Raw genomic sequence first — 15874 nt, forward strand, 5'->3', positions numbered from 1 at the left:
GCTCTCGCGGGTGGGTCAAGCCGCTACCGCTTCCGGCGTCCAAATCTTGGCCGGATAGGGATAGGCGGTGAGCACGTCACTGCGGATCAGAGAGCCCAGCGCCAGGGTCAGCGCCGGCACATCGATGGCGAGCCGATGGCCTTCCAGCGGCCCGAGGGCGAACGGAAGGCGGGCCAGCATCTCGCGGGTCTGTAGCAGTTCCAGCACGGGTTCGCGCCAGTGGTCGAGTAGCGGAAGTGGGCAGGTGTCCCGTACCAGCATCCACAGGCGGTCAAGCCGGTGGGCGCTGCCCTTGGGCAGCAATGCCAGTGCGCTGGCGTTGGCCTTGTCGGGCTTGACGCAGCGGCGGTCGAACAGCCACACGTTGGACAGCGAACCGAACAGCGTTCGCCGGTAGGCGCGGGTCATGCGCTTTTCCAGGCGATCGACGTTGCTGACGAACACCGGGACGCTGCCGCCCTGGTCGGTGATGACGTGGAACTGGTCCAGGCCCTGTTCGTCGCGCCCGAGGGTCAGACGAGCGAGGAACTGCTGGACGGCGGTGTCGCGCGCCCAGATCGACAGAAAGATCAGATTGCCCTGGTCATCGCCGACGCAAGCGTCGGCCATCACGTCGGAGCATTCGTCGATGCGATACAGCGTGGTGGAAGAAGTGTTTGCGGGCATGGTGGTGTCCTCGGATGAACGGGAACAGCACCGCCCGCTGGGGCAAGTACTGCCCCAGGGGGTGGAAGAAAGCCGCTCAGTCCGGCTCGAACTGCCGGGTGTGCGGGTTGAAGTGCAGCGCCTCATCTACCGAAGTGATTGGCGTGAAGCCCTCCAGGTAGATGTTGTTGAGGTACTGGTCGCGGTAGGTCAGTGCCTGCCGTGCCTGTTCCTCGGTGAGACCGTTGCTGATGAAGTACTCCAGCATTTCCTCGTCGGACGAAACTTCGTCGTTGGACAAACTCCCTTCAACGAGCTTCAACAGCGAGGGCGGAAGCGCAGCCAGGATCGAGTCCATGTCGGTTCCTCCTGGCTCAGGCCATCAGCGCTGCGGTGGGTGCCGCAGGTGCCGTGGGTGTGCGCCGCCGCGCGTGGTAGGCGCGAACGCCTGCACGCCAGTCGGCGGACTGCTCCGGTGCGAGATCCAGATAGGACAGCGGGCACGAGTAGTAGTACGGGTGCATGGACTCGTCCAGCGGCTTGTAGCCCCACTGGCCGCCGCTGCGTTCGAGCAGATCGCAACGGATGTAGCGCAGGGATTGGCCCGGCGCCAGATGACGATGCACGCCTTCGGCCCTGGCCGTCACTTCCGCGACGGACCAGAGGACGTTGCCGCGCAGCGTGTGGGCGATGACCTTCACGCTGGCGCGCTCGGTCTCCTGCGGTGCGATCAGTTCGGCGATCAGTTCAGACCGCGATTGGGGAGAGAAATACCAGCCCATGAGAGGCCTCCTGAAGAAGTAGAGCCAGAGGCCTCCCCGTGGGGAAGAACCCCCAGCGGGTGATGGAATGCCGCGTGTGCGGCGATGGAATGCAGTGCGGGCTAGGAACCGCAACCGGCCGGGCAGCAACCCAGCGTGATCCCATGCGAACAGCAGCCGTTTTCAGCGAGCCAGTCCTGGGTTTCCTGCCGTTCGGCAGGTGTTGCGTAGTCCCATTCCTGGGTCGCGATTTCCAGCGCATGAACGCGCTGGCTTTCCGGCAATCGACTGGCTTGCGCGTCGATCTCCGAGCTGAAAAGCGTGACCCAGTGATCCCAGGACAGGCCGCAACCACGTTGGGCATGCTCGGCGGCCGTCTTGCAAACGGCGCGCCACGCGGTTTCGTCCAGCGCGGAACGGGGTGTATCGCAAGTGATGGTGGACATGATGGAGACCTCCAGAAGAAAGCCGAGGCCACCCCCGCATGGGGAAGGAACCCCAGCGGGTGGATGAAGAACACCGCGGATGCGGTGTCTGCAATCACGCAGGTTGCAGTTCGGCCTGGCGGCTCCACTCCTGCGTCTTGAAGTCCAGCGCGTAGCCCAGTTCGCCCAGGCGGGCGATCTGGGCGCGCAGGGCGCGGCGGTCGATGGTCGAATCCAGCTTCACAGACTCGCCCAGCGGCCACAACAGGCCGAACAGCGCGGCGTCGCCATCCTCGGTGCTGCCGGGGGCAGCAGCCGCAGCAGGCGGCGCGTCCACGCCGAAGGGCGTGGTATCGACCAGCGGGTCCGCGGACGTCTGCACGGGTGCAGGTTTGGCGGACCTGGATGCCTTGGCGGGTTTGGCCGGCGTTGTCGCAGGCTGTGTCCCTTGATCTTCATCGAGCGGATCGACTTCCTGCGGGGCGAAGCTATGTGCTTCGGCCTTGCTCAGCTTGTCGATGCCGAAAAGTGTCATACCGTCCAGGTTGGCGCGCATCTCGAAACGCATGCTGCCGTCGCTGATCGGATAGCCTTTGAGGAAGATGTAGCGAAGGACGAACTCCCCTTGATACTTGCCCTCGGGGTATTGCTCCAACTCCGCGTCTTTAATCGTGAATTTTCCGAGTTGGCATTCGAGCTTGCCAACATTGAACTTTCCGTTGCGGCCATGAATGGTGCGCAGCGCGAGCTGGCCCGGGACGATGATGGGAGTGGCCGATTTCTCGGGTGCCGATGTGACTGCCATGATGCTTCTCCTTGAGGAATAGGAAAAAGGCAAGGCCCCGTGAGGGGCCATGCCGGATCAGAACGAAGCAGCCAATGCCGGCTCCTGCTCTTCGACTTCACCTGCGGGCTCGCGCTCGGCGGGCTCGATAGGCTGGTCGGCAGCGGTGTCGGCGGCGTCCTCGGCTTCGGGCGCGGGTGCGTCCTCGGCCTGCGACTCCTCGGCTTGCGCCTGGCTCGTCGGATAGACCTGGGTGCCGTCGATCTTGATCAGACCGATGTGGATCAGCGTCGATTCCAGGCTCGCTCCCGGCTCCCCGGCGCGCTCACCCTTGGTGCGGATGTACGGATCGATCTTCATGTCGTTCAACTTGAAGGCGATCAGCACCTTGCGGTCCCCTTCGATGGCCTGCACGCACCGGCGAACCAGGTGCTCGGCTTCAGGGGTGGCGACGATGGTGTCGAAGTACCGATAGTCCGGTTCACCGACAGGCCCGGCCAGAGCCGCGACGCAGCACGACAGGAACGGATCGCCATCCTTGGGGGTGACGTCCTTCGGACGGCTGAGGTAGCCGATGCCGCGGGTGATCAGCTCGTGCTGCTTGATGGAAGCCAGTTCGGCCCGGTCAAGCGGCTCGGCCTTGAGCAGTCGCGCCTTGAGGGACGCGGCGGCTTCACCCTTGCGCTCGCCCTTGTCGCGGATGTACGCATCGCCCCACAGGTCGCCGAGGCGGAAGCGCACCAGCGGGCGCTGCTTGGGATCGTCAACGCCGATGTAGCGCTGGACGAGGTTCTTGGCCTCGGCACCCGAGACCTTGACGTCGAAGTAGCGGTAGCTGGGGTCCCTGGCGGGGCCGACCAGCGCGGCAACGGTGCATGCCAGGAAAGGCTGCGCACGGCGGCCGCCCCGGACAGGCACTTCACGGACACGCTGGATGTAGCCGATGCCCGAGGTGTGGAGGTCGAAATACGATTTCTCGTTGGACGTGGTGTTCATGGTGAATCTCCATAGGGAAGAAGCGGAGACACACCAGCCCCACGCATGCGGGGAAAGGTGCGTAACCCCGCGGTGGGTCGATAAGGCGAAAGCATCCGCCACCAGAGACTGGTGGCCGCTCGCGGATGGATGCGGTGCGAGCTGGCTCGGTCACGCAGTGGGAACTGCGACGCAACCTTGAAGACCGATGGTTGCTTGGCATGTCGCTGACAACGTCAGCAGGCATGGGGTCAGCATGGCCGGGCCTCGCGCGCGCGACAGCAATCAATCGGCATCCGGGCGCTTCCCATTTTTTCCAGGCTGCCCAGTTCCGCCCAAAAGAAAGCCCCCGAAATGGGGGCTTCAAGGGGTATGCGGACATTTTTGGACTACGCCGATTCCACCGCCGCCAGCGACAGATACGTAGCGGTGGCGGACAGCTCCAGATCATCTGAGCTTTGCAGAATGCGAGTGAAAACGCTGTCTTTCGGGTCGAAGAACTCGCCGAAGTCGTCGCCGCCAAGCTCGGCGCGTGCCAGTTCCCACCAGTCATCGAACGGGTCGGTATCCGGGTTGCAGCCGACGGCATAGGCCAGCAGCTTCACGCGGCCATCGGGGCGGCGCTCTCCGCGCTCGGCGAGGAAGTACACGCCCTGGTCCTTGGCCAGGGCGACGCGGCATTGGTTGGCGATGGCTTCGGCAAGCACGGGGCGCAGGTCGGAGCCTCTGAATCGCAGTGACATGGTTGAAATCTCCTGTATGGATGAAGAAAAAAGCCCTCCACCGAAACGGATGGAAGGCTTGTGGGGCAGTCGCCGGTAGGCTGTGGACTGATCAGTCGTGCCGCTAGGCTTCCTGTCTGGCACGTCAGGCTGGAACCGCCTGACGTTGCCGAAAGGCTTTGGCGTCGATCACGCTCACGTCGATCAGGCGCCAGCGCCCGTCGTCGATGAGCCGCTCCAGCACTTCACCGAGCATGTCGAAATACACCTCGTCGTGCCTATCGACCAACTCACCGTCGCGGTGCAGCTCCACCACGTAGGTGTCGCCGCCACGGTCGTAGAGGATCGTCACCTGACCCTCGAACTTGGTGGTTGAGACCGTGAAGCTGATCGCCGGCGGGGTCTCGATGATCCTGGAGGGCTTGGGATCGACCCAGGCGAAGTCGCGGGCACCTGCATCGACCAGCATGTGGGTGATGCACCGGAACCCGTCGGGCGCGGGCATCTCCTCCAACTGCTCGATGAGTTGGCCCAGCTCCATGCACTGCGGCTCGGGAATGGGCAGCTTGGCGGGTGCTTTGCCAAGGATATGCCTCGTGATGGTGTAAGGCGTGCCATCCGAAGTCTTCTCGGTGACGACTTCCGGGGTGTCCGCGCGAAGCCCGTCGAAACGTCGCCGGGCGTAGGGTTGGACATGGACCTTGGCGCCCTCGCTGGGAACGGTGGTCACCAGGTTGGGATCGAGCACGGCGAACTCGGAAGGCTTGAGCTTGACGACGATGGCATCGTCGGTCGCGGAGACTACCTTGCCGTTGAAGGGCTGAGGGTCAATGGCGAAGCCCAACGTCGAGGACTGCGGCTGATCATCGAATACGCGGTATTTGAACGAACGCACGTTGCGAGGGACATGGCCCGCGACAAGCGAAGGCATCATGGATTTGATGAGGGAACGGTCCATGGGAATCTCCTTGAGGAAGAACAAGGGATTCCCCGCCCGCAAGGGAGAGGTCCCTTGTGGGTGGCGTGAACGGACGGGGTACGTCCATAGGAAGAAACGACCAGCACGGTTTCCCGCACTTGCAGCCTTGAAGGTCTCGGCTGCCAGGGCATGTGTCGGCAACGCCGACGAACATGGAGCAAGGATGGCTCTGGAATGGGCGGCCTGCCTGCAAGAAATCGCACAGCGTCGCACCCGCTTTCCTGCGCTGCGGACAAGAAAAAGCCCCTCGAAAAGGGGCTTGGTTGGGTCAGGCTTCGTACACGAAGTAGTGCTCGCGCTGACGTGGGAAGAAGACATGCTTCCATGTATCGCCGCTGGTGTTGCCACCGTCGAAGACGACCATTTCGTAGTCGTCAATGTCGGTGTCCACCAGGTCGGCGCTGGCGATATGGCGCATGTGCAGCGTGCCGCTCATGCGCTCGAATACCAGGATCTGGCCGATGGCGTCGTCCTGGCCCATGGCATTGACGCAGGCGCCGAGCTGGTGCTCGAAGTCTGGCGTGCGCGAGATGAGGTCGGGGAACATGAGGTTGCTCCTATGAAAATGGACCAGCCCGGCTCCGGGAGGGAGACGGGCCGGTATGGGGGAGAACAAAGAGGAAGGATGTTGCGTCGAGCGGCTGCTAGGATTCGGCCAACGGCAGGCCCAACAGCACGGGTGCGTCGGCGTCGAGAATCAGGATGCGCACGTCGGCCTGGCCAGCCAGTTCAATGACGTTCGCCAGGTCATCCGGCATACCCTTGCTTCGGTGCTCCTGGCGAAGCTGCTCCGCACTGATGCCCTCGGCGTGGTCCAGGTTCTTGTCCGTCCAGGGAGTGGAGATCAGCTTGATGCCGATCGCCGGGCTGTACGGAACCCGGAACGCGATGAACAGGAATGCCTCCGGCGTAGCGAGGTCTGCCAGGTTGGCGAGGTATTGGCCGGTTTCTTGGCTGATGTGTGCGCTGCTGATTTCCCAGCACCGGCTGTAGTAGCCGGTCTCGAAACTCAGGCGCTGTACGACTTCCCGCGCTGCCTCTGCCGAATAGGCGTCGCCGACGTGGATGGGGCGACCGTCGAAGTCGTCGCCATGGATGGCATAGACCACGGCACCGATTACACCTTCGCCGCTGACACCTTCTGCGGTATCGCATTCGGCCAGCACCTCGGCACTCACGGGTTCGGGACCATTCCTGACCACGGCGAAATCGCTGGTGACGATGCACGAGGATGAAATCAGTTCCTCGTCGGAAAAGTGCTTTTGACTCGCGTGGATGATTCGCCAGACATGCGGGCTTCCGTCGTCGTAGCCGATGCACAGCGTGCGGACGATTTTCAGATTCCAGTAGCCGCGGAGAAAGGGATTGGGTTTCTGGGACATGGGAACTCTCCAGATTTGAATATTGGGGCCAATCTCCGCCACCGGGAATTGGACCCGGCGGGTTGAAAGTGGAAAATGCGTCAGTCGGCGCTGATCGTTGGCGTCTGAACCAGCCGTTCGGCGATGCGATGGCGCACATTTAGGCGAAATTGCTCATCGGTGATGCCGGCAAGCAGGTTGGCGGCCTCCAGCGCGATCAACGCTGAGGCCTCTTCGATGTCGGCGGCCAGGATGGTGTTGCGCAGTTGATCGCCGAGTTGAAGCGCCTGCGAGGACGTTCTGAAGACCTGGACCTCACGGCTCAGGTAGCAGCCGTTGCCGCCGAACTCGAATAGCCTTGGCTTGCTGCAATACCAGCAGCCCTCAAACTGGATGGCGGTCAGGTTATGGCCGTCATCGAAGCGGGTAGCGATCAGAAGCAGGGCTTCCAGGTCGGCGCCGTCCTCGAATTGGTGGTGCTCGATCAGGTTCTCCAGCTCCCCGTCCTGGTCAGCACCGAAGTGCGCGGCCAGCCGTTCAAGCAGAGGCGGAATCGACAACTCTTCGTCGTCGGGCATGGGGATGCCGAGTTGTGTGGCCAGATTTTCCAGACCGTCCAGCACATCTGTCCAGCGTGGATCATTGGTTTCGGCGATCTGGGCGATGTAGGCCTGCCCATTGCCGGGATGGTTTTCGTCGAGCGCGAAAGCACCGAACAGTGCCTTGATGACGGGAGTAACGCGGTTGAGCACGAGAACGCCCGTGCCTTCGTAGTAGTTGTTTGCCATGCTGGCTCCTTTCGAGAAGAGCGGAGCCAGCCCATGCGGACGATGGCATCCGCAGGGAATAGCCCAAGGCCGTTGGCGTCGGGCGATGGGGAAGAAAAATTGAGGGACATGGCCTTATGGGCGCATGTCCCTCACGGGGGGATCGAGAGGACAGTGGCGTGCCGGAGACCGGCTCACCAACCGCTGTAGTTCACCAGCAGGTCGGCGATGACCTTGCGGCGTTCCAGATCGAGACCGTCGAAGTCCGACAGCCCGTGGAAGCGGCAGCGCTTGAGCATGGCACCGCCCTCGCGCGCGTTGTAGAAGCTGACCATGGCGGACAGGAACATGCGTTCGCCGCTGCTCAGGACGCCGAGGGCATCGTTGAGCCGCAGCATGTCGGGACGCAAATCCCACTTGGTGTTGGCCTGGTTCAGGCCTTCACGGGTGCCGTCGCCGAACCACTCGGGACCAGCAATCTCGACACCGCGCTTCCAGGCCTCGAAGAAGGCTTGGGGCGCGGCAGCGAAATGCTGCTCTTCCCGCATGATCTGATCGACGACTTCCCGCGGCAGTAGCTGGTTCATGACGTGATTTCTCCAGTTGGATCAGGGAATGGCGAGCTGGGACCAGCCGCCTCTTTCGAGGGCGCGTTGAGCCGCGGCATAGCTGCGGAAGTACTCGCGGGATTCCCGCGAAACGGGACCTTCGGTATCGCGCGTGCCGATGTAGTGGCCGGCGGCGCTTTGCAAGACTTCGAGCGGCAGGAACTTGCCGCAGTAGGTCAGGGCCAACTGGCCGAAAGAGGCTTGCTGGGACATGGACGGGCTCCTTGGAAAAGCGGGGCCTTGTCCCTCACGGGATGGCAGCTCCCGCACGCGGTTGATAAAAAGCATCAGCGTCACGGGGACGCTCATCCGCAGAATTGATGCGATGCGGACTGGTGGGTGACGCGGGAGAGACCCGCGGCAGCCTGGAACCCTGGCTGCTGGCATGTGCTGACGAATCAGCGAACATGCAGGCAGCTTCGTGCGAGGGCTGCGCCGCGTCAGTTGGAAAACGGCATTCGGCCCAGCCCCGATTGATGAGCACAGGAAAAGAAAAGCCCCGCATCGAGTACGGGGCTGTCAGGAGGGTGCGGTGGCGCTGGGTCAATCGGGCTTGTCGCCCAGGACATGCTGCTTCCACAGGTCGAATGCCCGCTCGGGCGGAAGCTCGGCGAGGATGACGATGGGCTGGGCCTGCCTGGTGCGCAGCGAAGCGAAGTACGCCTTGCGGTCGGCGATAGCCTTGAGCTTGATGCCTTTGATGAACAGCAGTTTGCCGTCCTTGATGAACAGCACCTTGTTGCCGATGTCGCGGTTGAAGGCGGCTCGCACCTTGCGCTCCGCGTGCATGGCATCGGCCAGTTCATCGACCAGGAAGTCGAGCGTCATGTCGATGTAATGAGGGTCTTCACCCTCCTGGCCTAGATCGAGCGGCGCAGGCGGCAAGCCCTTGGCAAAGGCTTCGGCCTGAGCCAGCAGCGTCGTCTTGCCGTTGAGCGCGCGGAGGAATGTCGAGCCGCCATGCCCGTCGTTGCGGGCCTCGGCGATGGGAGTGCCGTCGAACACGATGGTCGCGGTGAAGCACAGCGTTTCCTCGCTGGCGAAGTCGGCGACCTTGAGGTTCTTCAGCGTGATGCGGTCTTGCTTGGTGATGGTGTCCATGGGAAGTCCTGAAATCGACCGGGTGGCGACATGCCCCTGACGGGACGTGGCGACCATCCCGTGGGTTGGAGAAAGGAGGCATCGATGCCCCGGTGGGCAGCGTTCGCCGGTGAGATGCCGAAGCGAACTGGTGGGTGGCGTGGGCGGAACCCACGGCAGCCTTGACACCCTGGCTGCGGGCTGCTGCCGATACATCGGCAATGCAGGGGGAGAATGGCGCGGCCGGCAGGCTGCGTCGTCGATCAATCCGAAGCGGTCGAGTCCGTCTTGTGCAGGCACTGCACCAGCCGGTTGCCCAGCCAAGCCATGCACGGGACGGCCATGGAGTTGCCAATCGCCTTGTAGCGCGGAGCGTCTGCGGCAGGCTTGCCGCGATACGGGATCAGCGTGTAGTCGTCGGGCATGCCCTGCAGCCGCTCGCACTCCATGGGCATCAGCCGCCGCACCCGCCATTGCGACCAGTCCTCTGCACCGGATTCATTCCAGTCGTAGCGGAAATGTGCCTCGAAGTCGGGGGCCAGGACATGGGGCTTGTCTGCGCCGCCGCCGCTGGTACGCAACGCCGCCGCAACGCTTCCGCCCAGTTCGGCAGCAAGACCCTGCGTCCGTCCCCGCAGGGCAACGCAGGCCACCATCGGCACACCGTAGCCCGGCTTGCCGTTGGACAGGACGGTGCAAGACACCTGTCCATGGCCCGACTCGAAGCGCACTTCGCCGCGGTTGTTCTGCGCGAAGGCGATGGCGGGCACGACGCCTGCGTTCGCATGGCTGTTGCGATGCCCGCCGGCACGCAGCGTCGGCGTCAGGTCGATCGTGGCGTCCGCGCCGCTGCCCTGGGCGGTGAAGGCGATGATCGGCACGCCCTTTCCCGTACCGTCCTCGCTGCTGCCCTTGCCGTTGTTGGCGGTGTCGAGGGTGTGGGCGATGCTGCCGGCGATGGACTGCACCATGAACGTCTCGGTGCGGATGTCGTGCTTGGGACCCGCGGCCATCAGGCATGCCGCAACATCGACGGGGCCAATGCCGCCGCTGAATCCGAACGTCGTCGTGACCTTGCCGTAGGGCTGGTTCAGTCCAGCGAATCCTGCGTATCCGCCTGCTGCTGCAGCACCCGGTCCAGCAGCGCGGGCAGCTTCTTGCCACGGCGCGCGGCCCGCAGAAGAATCCCCGCGCAGGCCTGTGCGCTCAAAAAGTACTTCGGAGGGATCGAGGTCATCACCACCACATGCCACAAGAAACACGCGCTTGCGGCGTTGGGCGACACCGAAATATTGAGCGTCGAGCACGCGCCAGGCGATGCGGCGGCGGGGTCCAGACACACAACCAGCGTGCGCCCATTTTTCCCCTGGCGGCTGGAGCGCACGGCTTTCTCCGGCCAGTGCGCCCAGGAAATGCCCGAAGGCATTGCTGCGGTCGTTGAGGACGCCGGGGACGTTTTCCCAGACGAGCGTTGCCGGCGGGCGGCGGTCTTGGTGGCGGGTTTGGTCGATGGCATTTGCAAGCTCCACATAGGCAAGGGTCAAGGCGCCGCGCGGGTCGTTCAGCCCCTGGCGCGCGCCGGCAACGCTGAACGACTGGCACGGCGTGCCGCCGACCAGGATGTCGGGCGCCGGCACGGTGCCGGCGCGCACCTGACGGGCGATCGCGGTCATGTCGCCCAGGTTGGGCACATGGGGGTAACGGTGGGCGAGCACGGCGCTCGGGAACGGCTCGATCTCGGCGAACCACGCGGCTTTGAGGCCGAGGGGTTGCCATGCGAGGCTCACGGCCTCGATGCCGCTGCACACGCTGCCGTACAGCAGTGGCGCGGCCTGGGGCGCACCGCGAAGGGTGCAAGGTTGCGGGTTCATGTCGGGTCTCCTGTTCGTGTGGCCCGGGGCGGGCCGGGACGTTGATAGGCAGGAGAAAGGCGCCGAAGGCCCTGCGGCCTTCGGCTCGGGAGGACAGAACCACCCGTGGGCTGGTGCAGGCCCGGTCGTCGCTAGAACCGTCTGCTCATCAGCAATCACACCCGGCGCATGTCGTGGTTCGCGCCGGCATCGTCTGGCGCACATCCGCGCACAAAGGGAGCCCGTTTTTGCGCCGGCGGGCACCGGCACCGAATACCGCTGACCACGAAGGGTCTCCGGGTGGCTCGCGCAGCTTGGCAAGCCACCGGGGGACCCTTCGCAGAGGCGGGAGAAATGCAGATCAGCAGAACGCGCAGGAGGCGGTTCGCGGAGAAGCTACCTTCAGGTCCCGCGGCCGGGGATGACCAAGCGGGACGCGCACACGGACAAGAAGGCGTTGCGCGCTGGGCGTCCCGCAGGGCGTGCGGAACACAGGCCGCGCCGCCGATGGCGGGCACGGTTCACGGGGAACGGGGTCGGTCAGGAGCCTTTGCGGCCGCTGCGGCGCGGGCGCGAGGCACCACGCTTGGACGTGCCGGATTCGACCGGCAGCGTGCCTTTGCAGTCGGGGTAGCGACTGCACGACCAGAATGGGCCGCTCTTGCCGGTGCGCTGGCGCGTCGGTGCGCCGCACTGTGGGCAAGGCGGTCCGTGGGGAACCTTGATGGACAGGGACGTGCTGCCGTACTGCGCGATCAACTGTGAGATCCATGCAGCCTGCTTGCCGATGAATACGTCCAGCGTGAGCTGTCCAGCTTCGATCATGTCCAGCGCCTGTTCCCAGACGGCGGTTGTCCCTGGGTCGGCAATCGCTGTGGGCACCGCGTCGATCAGGGTGAAGGCCGCATCCGAGGCACGGATGGCGCGGCCCTTCTTCACGAGGTAGCCCCGCGTCAGCAGGCCACTGATGATGTTGGCCCGCGTCGCTTCGGTGCCGATGCCGACCGTATCCTTGAGCTTCTGTTTCAGGCGCGGGTCCGAGACCAGTTTGGCGACGCCCTTCATGGACTTGACCAACTCGCCCTGCGTATAGGGCCGAGGGGGCAGCGTCTTGAGCGCCTTCAGATCGACGTCGGCCACCTGACATGCCAGGCCCTCGCGCAGCGCGGGCAGTACCTGGCTGCGCGCCGCAGGGTCGCCATCCTCCTCGGATTGCGGTTCGGCCAGCACCAGGCGCCACCCCTTGACGACGACCTGCTTGCCGGTGGCCGCCAGCGTCTGCTGGCCGCAGGAGAGGTTCGCCACATTGCGGTCGAACTCGTGGTGAGGAAGGAATTGCGCCAGGTAATGTGCCCGGATCAGCCGATACACTGCCAGTTCCTTCTCACTCATGGTCGAGAGGTTCGCCGGTTCGAGCGTCGGGATGATGCCGTGGTGAGCAGACACCTTCGCGTCGTTCCAGGCGCGTGAGCGTTGAGTGCGGTCGAGCTGGTCCATGATCGGTCGCAGCAAGGGATCGGTCTTGACCAGGCTGTCGAGGACCGTTGGCACCTCGGCGAACATGCTTTCGGGCAGGTAGCCCGAATCGGAGCGCGGGTACGTCGTGGCCTTGTGCGTCTCGTATAGGGCCTGAGCAATGTCTAAGGTCTCCTGCACATCGAGCCCAAGCTGCCTGGAACACACCTCCTGCAAGGTCCCCAGGTCGAACGGCAGCGGCGGGCCTTCCCGCACGCGCTCGGTTTCGACCGCCACCACCTGGGCGCTGTCCGCGGCGCGGATCTGCTGCGCGGCGTGCTGCGCGATGGGCTGCTGCAGGCAGCGGCCGGCGTCGTCGGTGCATGCTTTCGGGGGAACCCACTGCGCGGCGAAAGTCTGGCCACCGGCGGACAGGGACACGTCGATGGCCCAGTACGGCACGGACACGAAGGCGGTGATCTCGCGGTCGCGGTCCACGACCAGTTTGAGCGTGGGGGTCTGGACGCGGCCTACCGACAGCACGCCGTCGTAGCCGGCCTGCCGTCCCAGCACCGTGAACAAGCGGCTGAGGTTCATGCCGACGAGCCAATCCGCCCGAGAGCGCGCCAGCGCCGAGTAGTACATCGGCAGCGTCTCGGCCGATGGCCGGAGCTTGCCGAGTGCCGCACGGATGGACGCATCGTTGAGCGCCGACAACCACAGCCGTTCGATGGGACCGCGGTAGCCGCACAGGTCGATGATCTCGCGGGCGATCAACTCGCCCTCGCGGTCGGCATCTGTGGCGATGACAAGCTGGGTCGCCTTAGCCAGAAGCGCCTTGACGACTTTGAACTGCGTGGCGGTTTTAGGTTTGACCTCGACCCGCCAGTGCTGAGGAATGATGGGCAACTGCTCCAGCGACCAGCGCTTGAGCGCCGCGTCATAGACCTCGGGGGCTGCCGCTTCGACGAGATGGCCGATGCACCAGGTGACGGTGACGCCGGAACCGTTGAGGCAGCCTTCACCGCGCTGCGTGGCACCGAGAATTCGGCCAATGTCTTTGCCCTGGGAGGGCTTCTCGCACAAGAACAGCCGCATGTCCGTCCATCCCGATTCCCGTTGTTCATGGAGTTGCTGGAATCGAGGATGCCGAGCGCCACCTGGGGTAGCAGCAAACAAGCCGCATGCGCCGGCGACCGCTTTCACGCCGATGGAATGGCTCGGGCGGGGATGGCGCGTGGCCGCAGGTGTGCGGACCAGTAGCCGCGATTTGCGGGAGCGTGGAAGTCGATGGACGTTGATGGAGCTATCCCCAGGGGATAGCTTGCGGGGTGCATGGAGGGCGGCGAAGCACTACGGCGGCCGCCCTCCATGCCGGTTCACTTCCTGCGCTTCGCCTCCTTCGGCGCGGTCGATTCCTGGGCAGCCTGTGGCTTCGGTTCTGCCTCCTGCGGCTTCGGACTGAGGGCCACGGACTCGATGCGGTACGGCAGGATGCCGACGCTGCGCGCGTTGATCTGCCAGGTCTCGCGCGGCTGATCTTCGTTGTCCGTCCAAGGCTCGCGCTCCATGCGGCCGATGACCAGCACGCGCATACCTTTCTGGTACAGGTCCTTCCAGTGCTCGGCGTCGCGGTGCCAGATTTCCACCGGCGCCCAGAAGCCGCCGCGGTCCTCGAAGGTGCCATCCTTCTTGGGTACGGGGTTGTCGAAATAGACGTTCAGGCGCAGCAAGCGGCTGGGTTCGTCATTGCCGTTGGGGAATTCGCGGTACTCCGGTGGCGAGCCGATGTTGCCTTCGCCAGAAAAATGCGTGCTCATGGTGTGATCTCCGTGGTGGTTGAAATACCCGTGCCTCGTCGGCGCCGGGCGCGTGCTGGGATGCCCGGCGCAATCACCGATCGCGCATTGCGGCAGGAACGGACGTGAGCCGGTGCAGGTAGGCGTCGTCCGCCTCGGCGGCCTTGATGGCGCATTCCTGCGCCTGCCTGCCCAAGGTGTGCAGCAGGCTGATCTGCATGTTCAACGTGATGCGCTGCAGTTCGATCGCGTGCAGGTCGGCCAGCAGGTTGACGGGCGTGCTGCTGCTGGCGATCAGCTCCCGCCACAGCGCCACGCCCATGGCCGACCTGTCGTGTCTGCGCCAGCGCAAGAAGACGGTTCCTGCGCCAGTGGTCTGTTGGGCCAGTTCGATGGGCAGCAGGTGGAAGGGGTGCCCGCATGCCTGTTCCAGCACCTGTCGCTGTGCCAAGGCAATCAACTCGTCGCGCATGGCGAAGCACTGGCTGGCCCAGGCCTCGAAGTCCCCTTTACCCTTAAAAGGCTTTAAAAGGCCTTTTAGATAGGCCGCGTGTTCCAGCCTCATGAAGGCACCCTGTTGCAGGCCCCGGAAGTAGCGGGTCGGTTGGTTCAGATCGTTCATGCGGGCTCGTCCTCGCCGGCTGGCGCTTCGGGCGGCTCTGCGGTGGCGGCTTCGTCGCTGGGCGGAGGCGCTGTGGCAGGACCGTCGCCACGCTGTTGCAGGCCACGGCGCACGACGGGTGGCGCAAACTTCGAGCGGCGTGTCCCCTCCAGCACCTCCTGCGGCAGTTCGCCGTACTTCTCCAGCGCGACTCGCGCAGCGGCGTTCTTCGCCGCGAAATCGTCGCGGGTGCAGCCCGAGTAGCGATACTGCTGGGCCAGCGAGAACAGGCTGCGCAGCGCATGCGCGCCCTCGTTGAGCCAGCGTTCCAAGGTGCTGCGGTCGATGAGCGCGGTGTGGTGGGCGAGGATCAGCTTGCGGGCGATGTCGTCGTAGTCGGCCAGGAGATAGACCGCGGCAAAGCCGAGCTGCGCGTTGACGAAGAGCGGGAGCTTGACCGGCTGCACGTTGAGGTTTTCGCCCAGGCTGAGCGCCGGTGGCACGCTCGCCAGCGCCTGGTCCACCTGCTCGCGCAGCGATTGCAGCGTGACCTTGGTCTGGTCGAGCTTGTCCTCGATGCGCAGCATCCACCAGTCCGAGTACGGGTCGTCCTGCTCCGAGCCCCGCCGCATCTTGTTCATCTGGGCGATGTAGCCGTTCAGGCCGACGATGCCCGGTCGCCCCTCGGCGGCGGCGCGGCCGTGCCAGATGCGGGAAGCGTGATGGGTGTGCAGGGTCAGCGACATCGCGCTGCGCAGGGAGCCGAGATTCAGTTGCAGAGGTTCATTGGTTGCCATGGTGTCCGCTCGTTGTTGGAAAAGGAGCGGCCAGCTTCGGCAGGAAGCGGAAGGCAGTCAGTCAAGAATCCGAATCCCGGCGGGCCCCGGTTTAGGGCGCGGCGGTTGCATGCGGCGCGAGCTATCCCCAGGGGATAGCTCCATGGAGCGTCAACGAACGCTGCACGCCGGGATCAGGGTAGGCAACACCGATGCTGCGGCAGATGGTCGATCCCAGGCCTGCGACAACTTGGCGTTGTGCCCAGCAGCGGAACTATCCCCAGGG

At 64.5% G+C, this 15874-nt stretch carries 19 protein-coding genes; all 19 read right to left on the reverse strand.

Features of this window, described 5'->3' with window-relative positions:
* Positions 1–15 precede the first annotated feature (15 nt).
* Positions 16–666, reverse strand: coding sequence for a hypothetical protein (locus ACUZUJ_RS07680; protein ID WP_023095509.1), 651 nt, complete (start codon positions 664–666; stop codon positions 16–18).
* A gap of 76 nt (positions 667–742) precedes the next feature.
* The gene (locus tag ACUZUJ_RS07685; RefSeq protein ID WP_023095510.1) at positions 743–1003 is read right to left on the reverse strand and encodes a hypothetical protein; all 261 of its coding nucleotides are present in this window, start codon (positions 1001–1003) and stop codon (positions 743–745) included.
* Between the two features lie 16 nt (positions 1004–1019).
* The gene (locus ACUZUJ_RS07690; RefSeq protein ID WP_458220143.1) at positions 1020–1427 is read right to left on the reverse strand and encodes a hypothetical protein; all 408 of its coding nucleotides are present in this window, start codon (positions 1425–1427) and stop codon (positions 1020–1022) included.
* Between the two features lie 101 nt (positions 1428–1528).
* Positions 1529–1852 (reverse strand): hypothetical protein, encoded by a 324-nt coding sequence (locus ACUZUJ_RS07695; RefSeq protein WP_023103922.1) that lies wholly within the window; start codon positions 1850–1852, stop codon positions 1529–1531.
* A 94-nt stretch (positions 1853–1946) separates the two neighbouring features.
* Positions 1947–2636, reverse strand: a complete 690-nt coding sequence (locus ACUZUJ_RS07700) for a DUF3275 family protein (protein WP_023103923.1) — start codon at positions 2634–2636, stop codon at positions 1947–1949.
* A 57-nt stretch (positions 2637–2693) separates the two neighbouring features.
* A complete protein-coding gene (locus tag ACUZUJ_RS07705) occupies positions 2694–3611 on the reverse strand; it encodes a DUF3577 domain-containing protein (protein ID WP_128730085.1) in 918 nt (305 codons plus the stop codon).
* A 368-nt stretch (positions 3612–3979) separates the two neighbouring features.
* Entirely contained in the window at positions 3980–4333 is a 354-nt protein-coding gene (locus ACUZUJ_RS07710) for a DUF3085 domain-containing protein (protein WP_009459699.1), read from the reverse strand.
* A 124-nt stretch (positions 4334–4457) separates the two neighbouring features.
* Positions 4458–5270 carry a hypothetical protein gene (locus ACUZUJ_RS07715; RefSeq protein WP_023103925.1) on the reverse strand — a complete coding sequence of 271 codons (813 nt, stop codon included), beginning with the start codon at positions 5268–5270 and terminating at the stop codon, positions 4458–4460.
* A gap of 289 nt (positions 5271–5559) precedes the next feature.
* Complete coding sequence (locus ACUZUJ_RS07720) at positions 5560–5838, reverse strand: hypothetical protein (RefSeq protein ID WP_009459701.1); 279 nt, start codon at positions 5836–5838, stop codon at positions 5560–5562.
* Positions 5839–5935: 97 nt separating this feature from the next.
* Positions 5936–6673: a DUF5983 family protein gene (locus ACUZUJ_RS07725; RefSeq protein WP_017512403.1), complete on the reverse strand. Its 738-nt coding sequence runs from the start codon at positions 6671–6673 to the stop codon at positions 5936–5938.
* An 80-nt stretch (positions 6674–6753) separates the two neighbouring features.
* Positions 6754–7440 carry a hypothetical protein gene (locus ACUZUJ_RS07730; protein WP_017512402.1) on the reverse strand — a complete coding sequence of 229 codons (687 nt, stop codon included), beginning with the start codon at positions 7438–7440 and terminating at the stop codon, positions 6754–6756.
* A 173-nt stretch (positions 7441–7613) separates the two neighbouring features.
* Positions 7614–8006 carry a hypothetical protein gene (locus ACUZUJ_RS07735; RefSeq protein WP_023103928.1) on the reverse strand — a complete coding sequence of 131 codons (393 nt, stop codon included), beginning with the start codon at positions 8004–8006 and terminating at the stop codon, positions 7614–7616.
* Positions 8007–8027: 21 nt separating this feature from the next.
* The gene (locus ACUZUJ_RS07740; RefSeq protein WP_003290186.1) at positions 8028–8240 is read right to left on the reverse strand and encodes a hypothetical protein; all 213 of its coding nucleotides are present in this window, start codon (positions 8238–8240) and stop codon (positions 8028–8030) included.
* A 330-nt stretch (positions 8241–8570) separates the two neighbouring features.
* Positions 8571–9128, reverse strand: coding sequence for a hypothetical protein (locus ACUZUJ_RS07745; protein ID WP_023103929.1), 558 nt, complete (start codon positions 9126–9128; stop codon positions 8571–8573).
* 242 nt (positions 9129–9370) lie between these two features.
* On the reverse strand, positions 9371–10978 hold the full coding sequence (locus ACUZUJ_RS07750) for a DNA cytosine methyltransferase (RefSeq protein ID WP_207997089.1): 1608 nt from the start codon (positions 10976–10978) through the stop codon (positions 9371–9373).
* A gap of 519 nt (positions 10979–11497) precedes the next feature.
* A complete protein-coding gene (locus ACUZUJ_RS07755) occupies positions 11498–13510 on the reverse strand; it encodes a DNA topoisomerase III (RefSeq protein WP_023103931.1) in 2013 nt (670 codons plus the stop codon).
* 281 nt (positions 13511–13791) lie between these two features.
* On the reverse strand, positions 13792–14232 hold the full coding sequence (locus ACUZUJ_RS07760; protein WP_028690961.1) for a single-stranded DNA-binding protein: 441 nt from the start codon (positions 14230–14232) through the stop codon (positions 13792–13794).
* 73 nt (positions 14233–14305) lie between these two features.
* A complete protein-coding gene (locus ACUZUJ_RS07765) occupies positions 14306–14833 on the reverse strand; it encodes a DUF3158 family protein (protein WP_128730080.1) in 528 nt (175 codons plus the stop codon).
* Positions 14830–15609, reverse strand: a complete 780-nt coding sequence (locus ACUZUJ_RS07770) for a PFL_4669 family integrating conjugative element protein (protein WP_023103934.1) — start codon at positions 15607–15609, stop codon at positions 14830–14832. Before ACUZUJ_RS07770 ends, ACUZUJ_RS07765 begins: the two co-directional genes overlap by 4 nt.
* Positions 15610–15874 lie beyond the last annotated feature (265 nt).

The organism is Stenotrophomonas sp. S4, assembly GCF_054187805.2.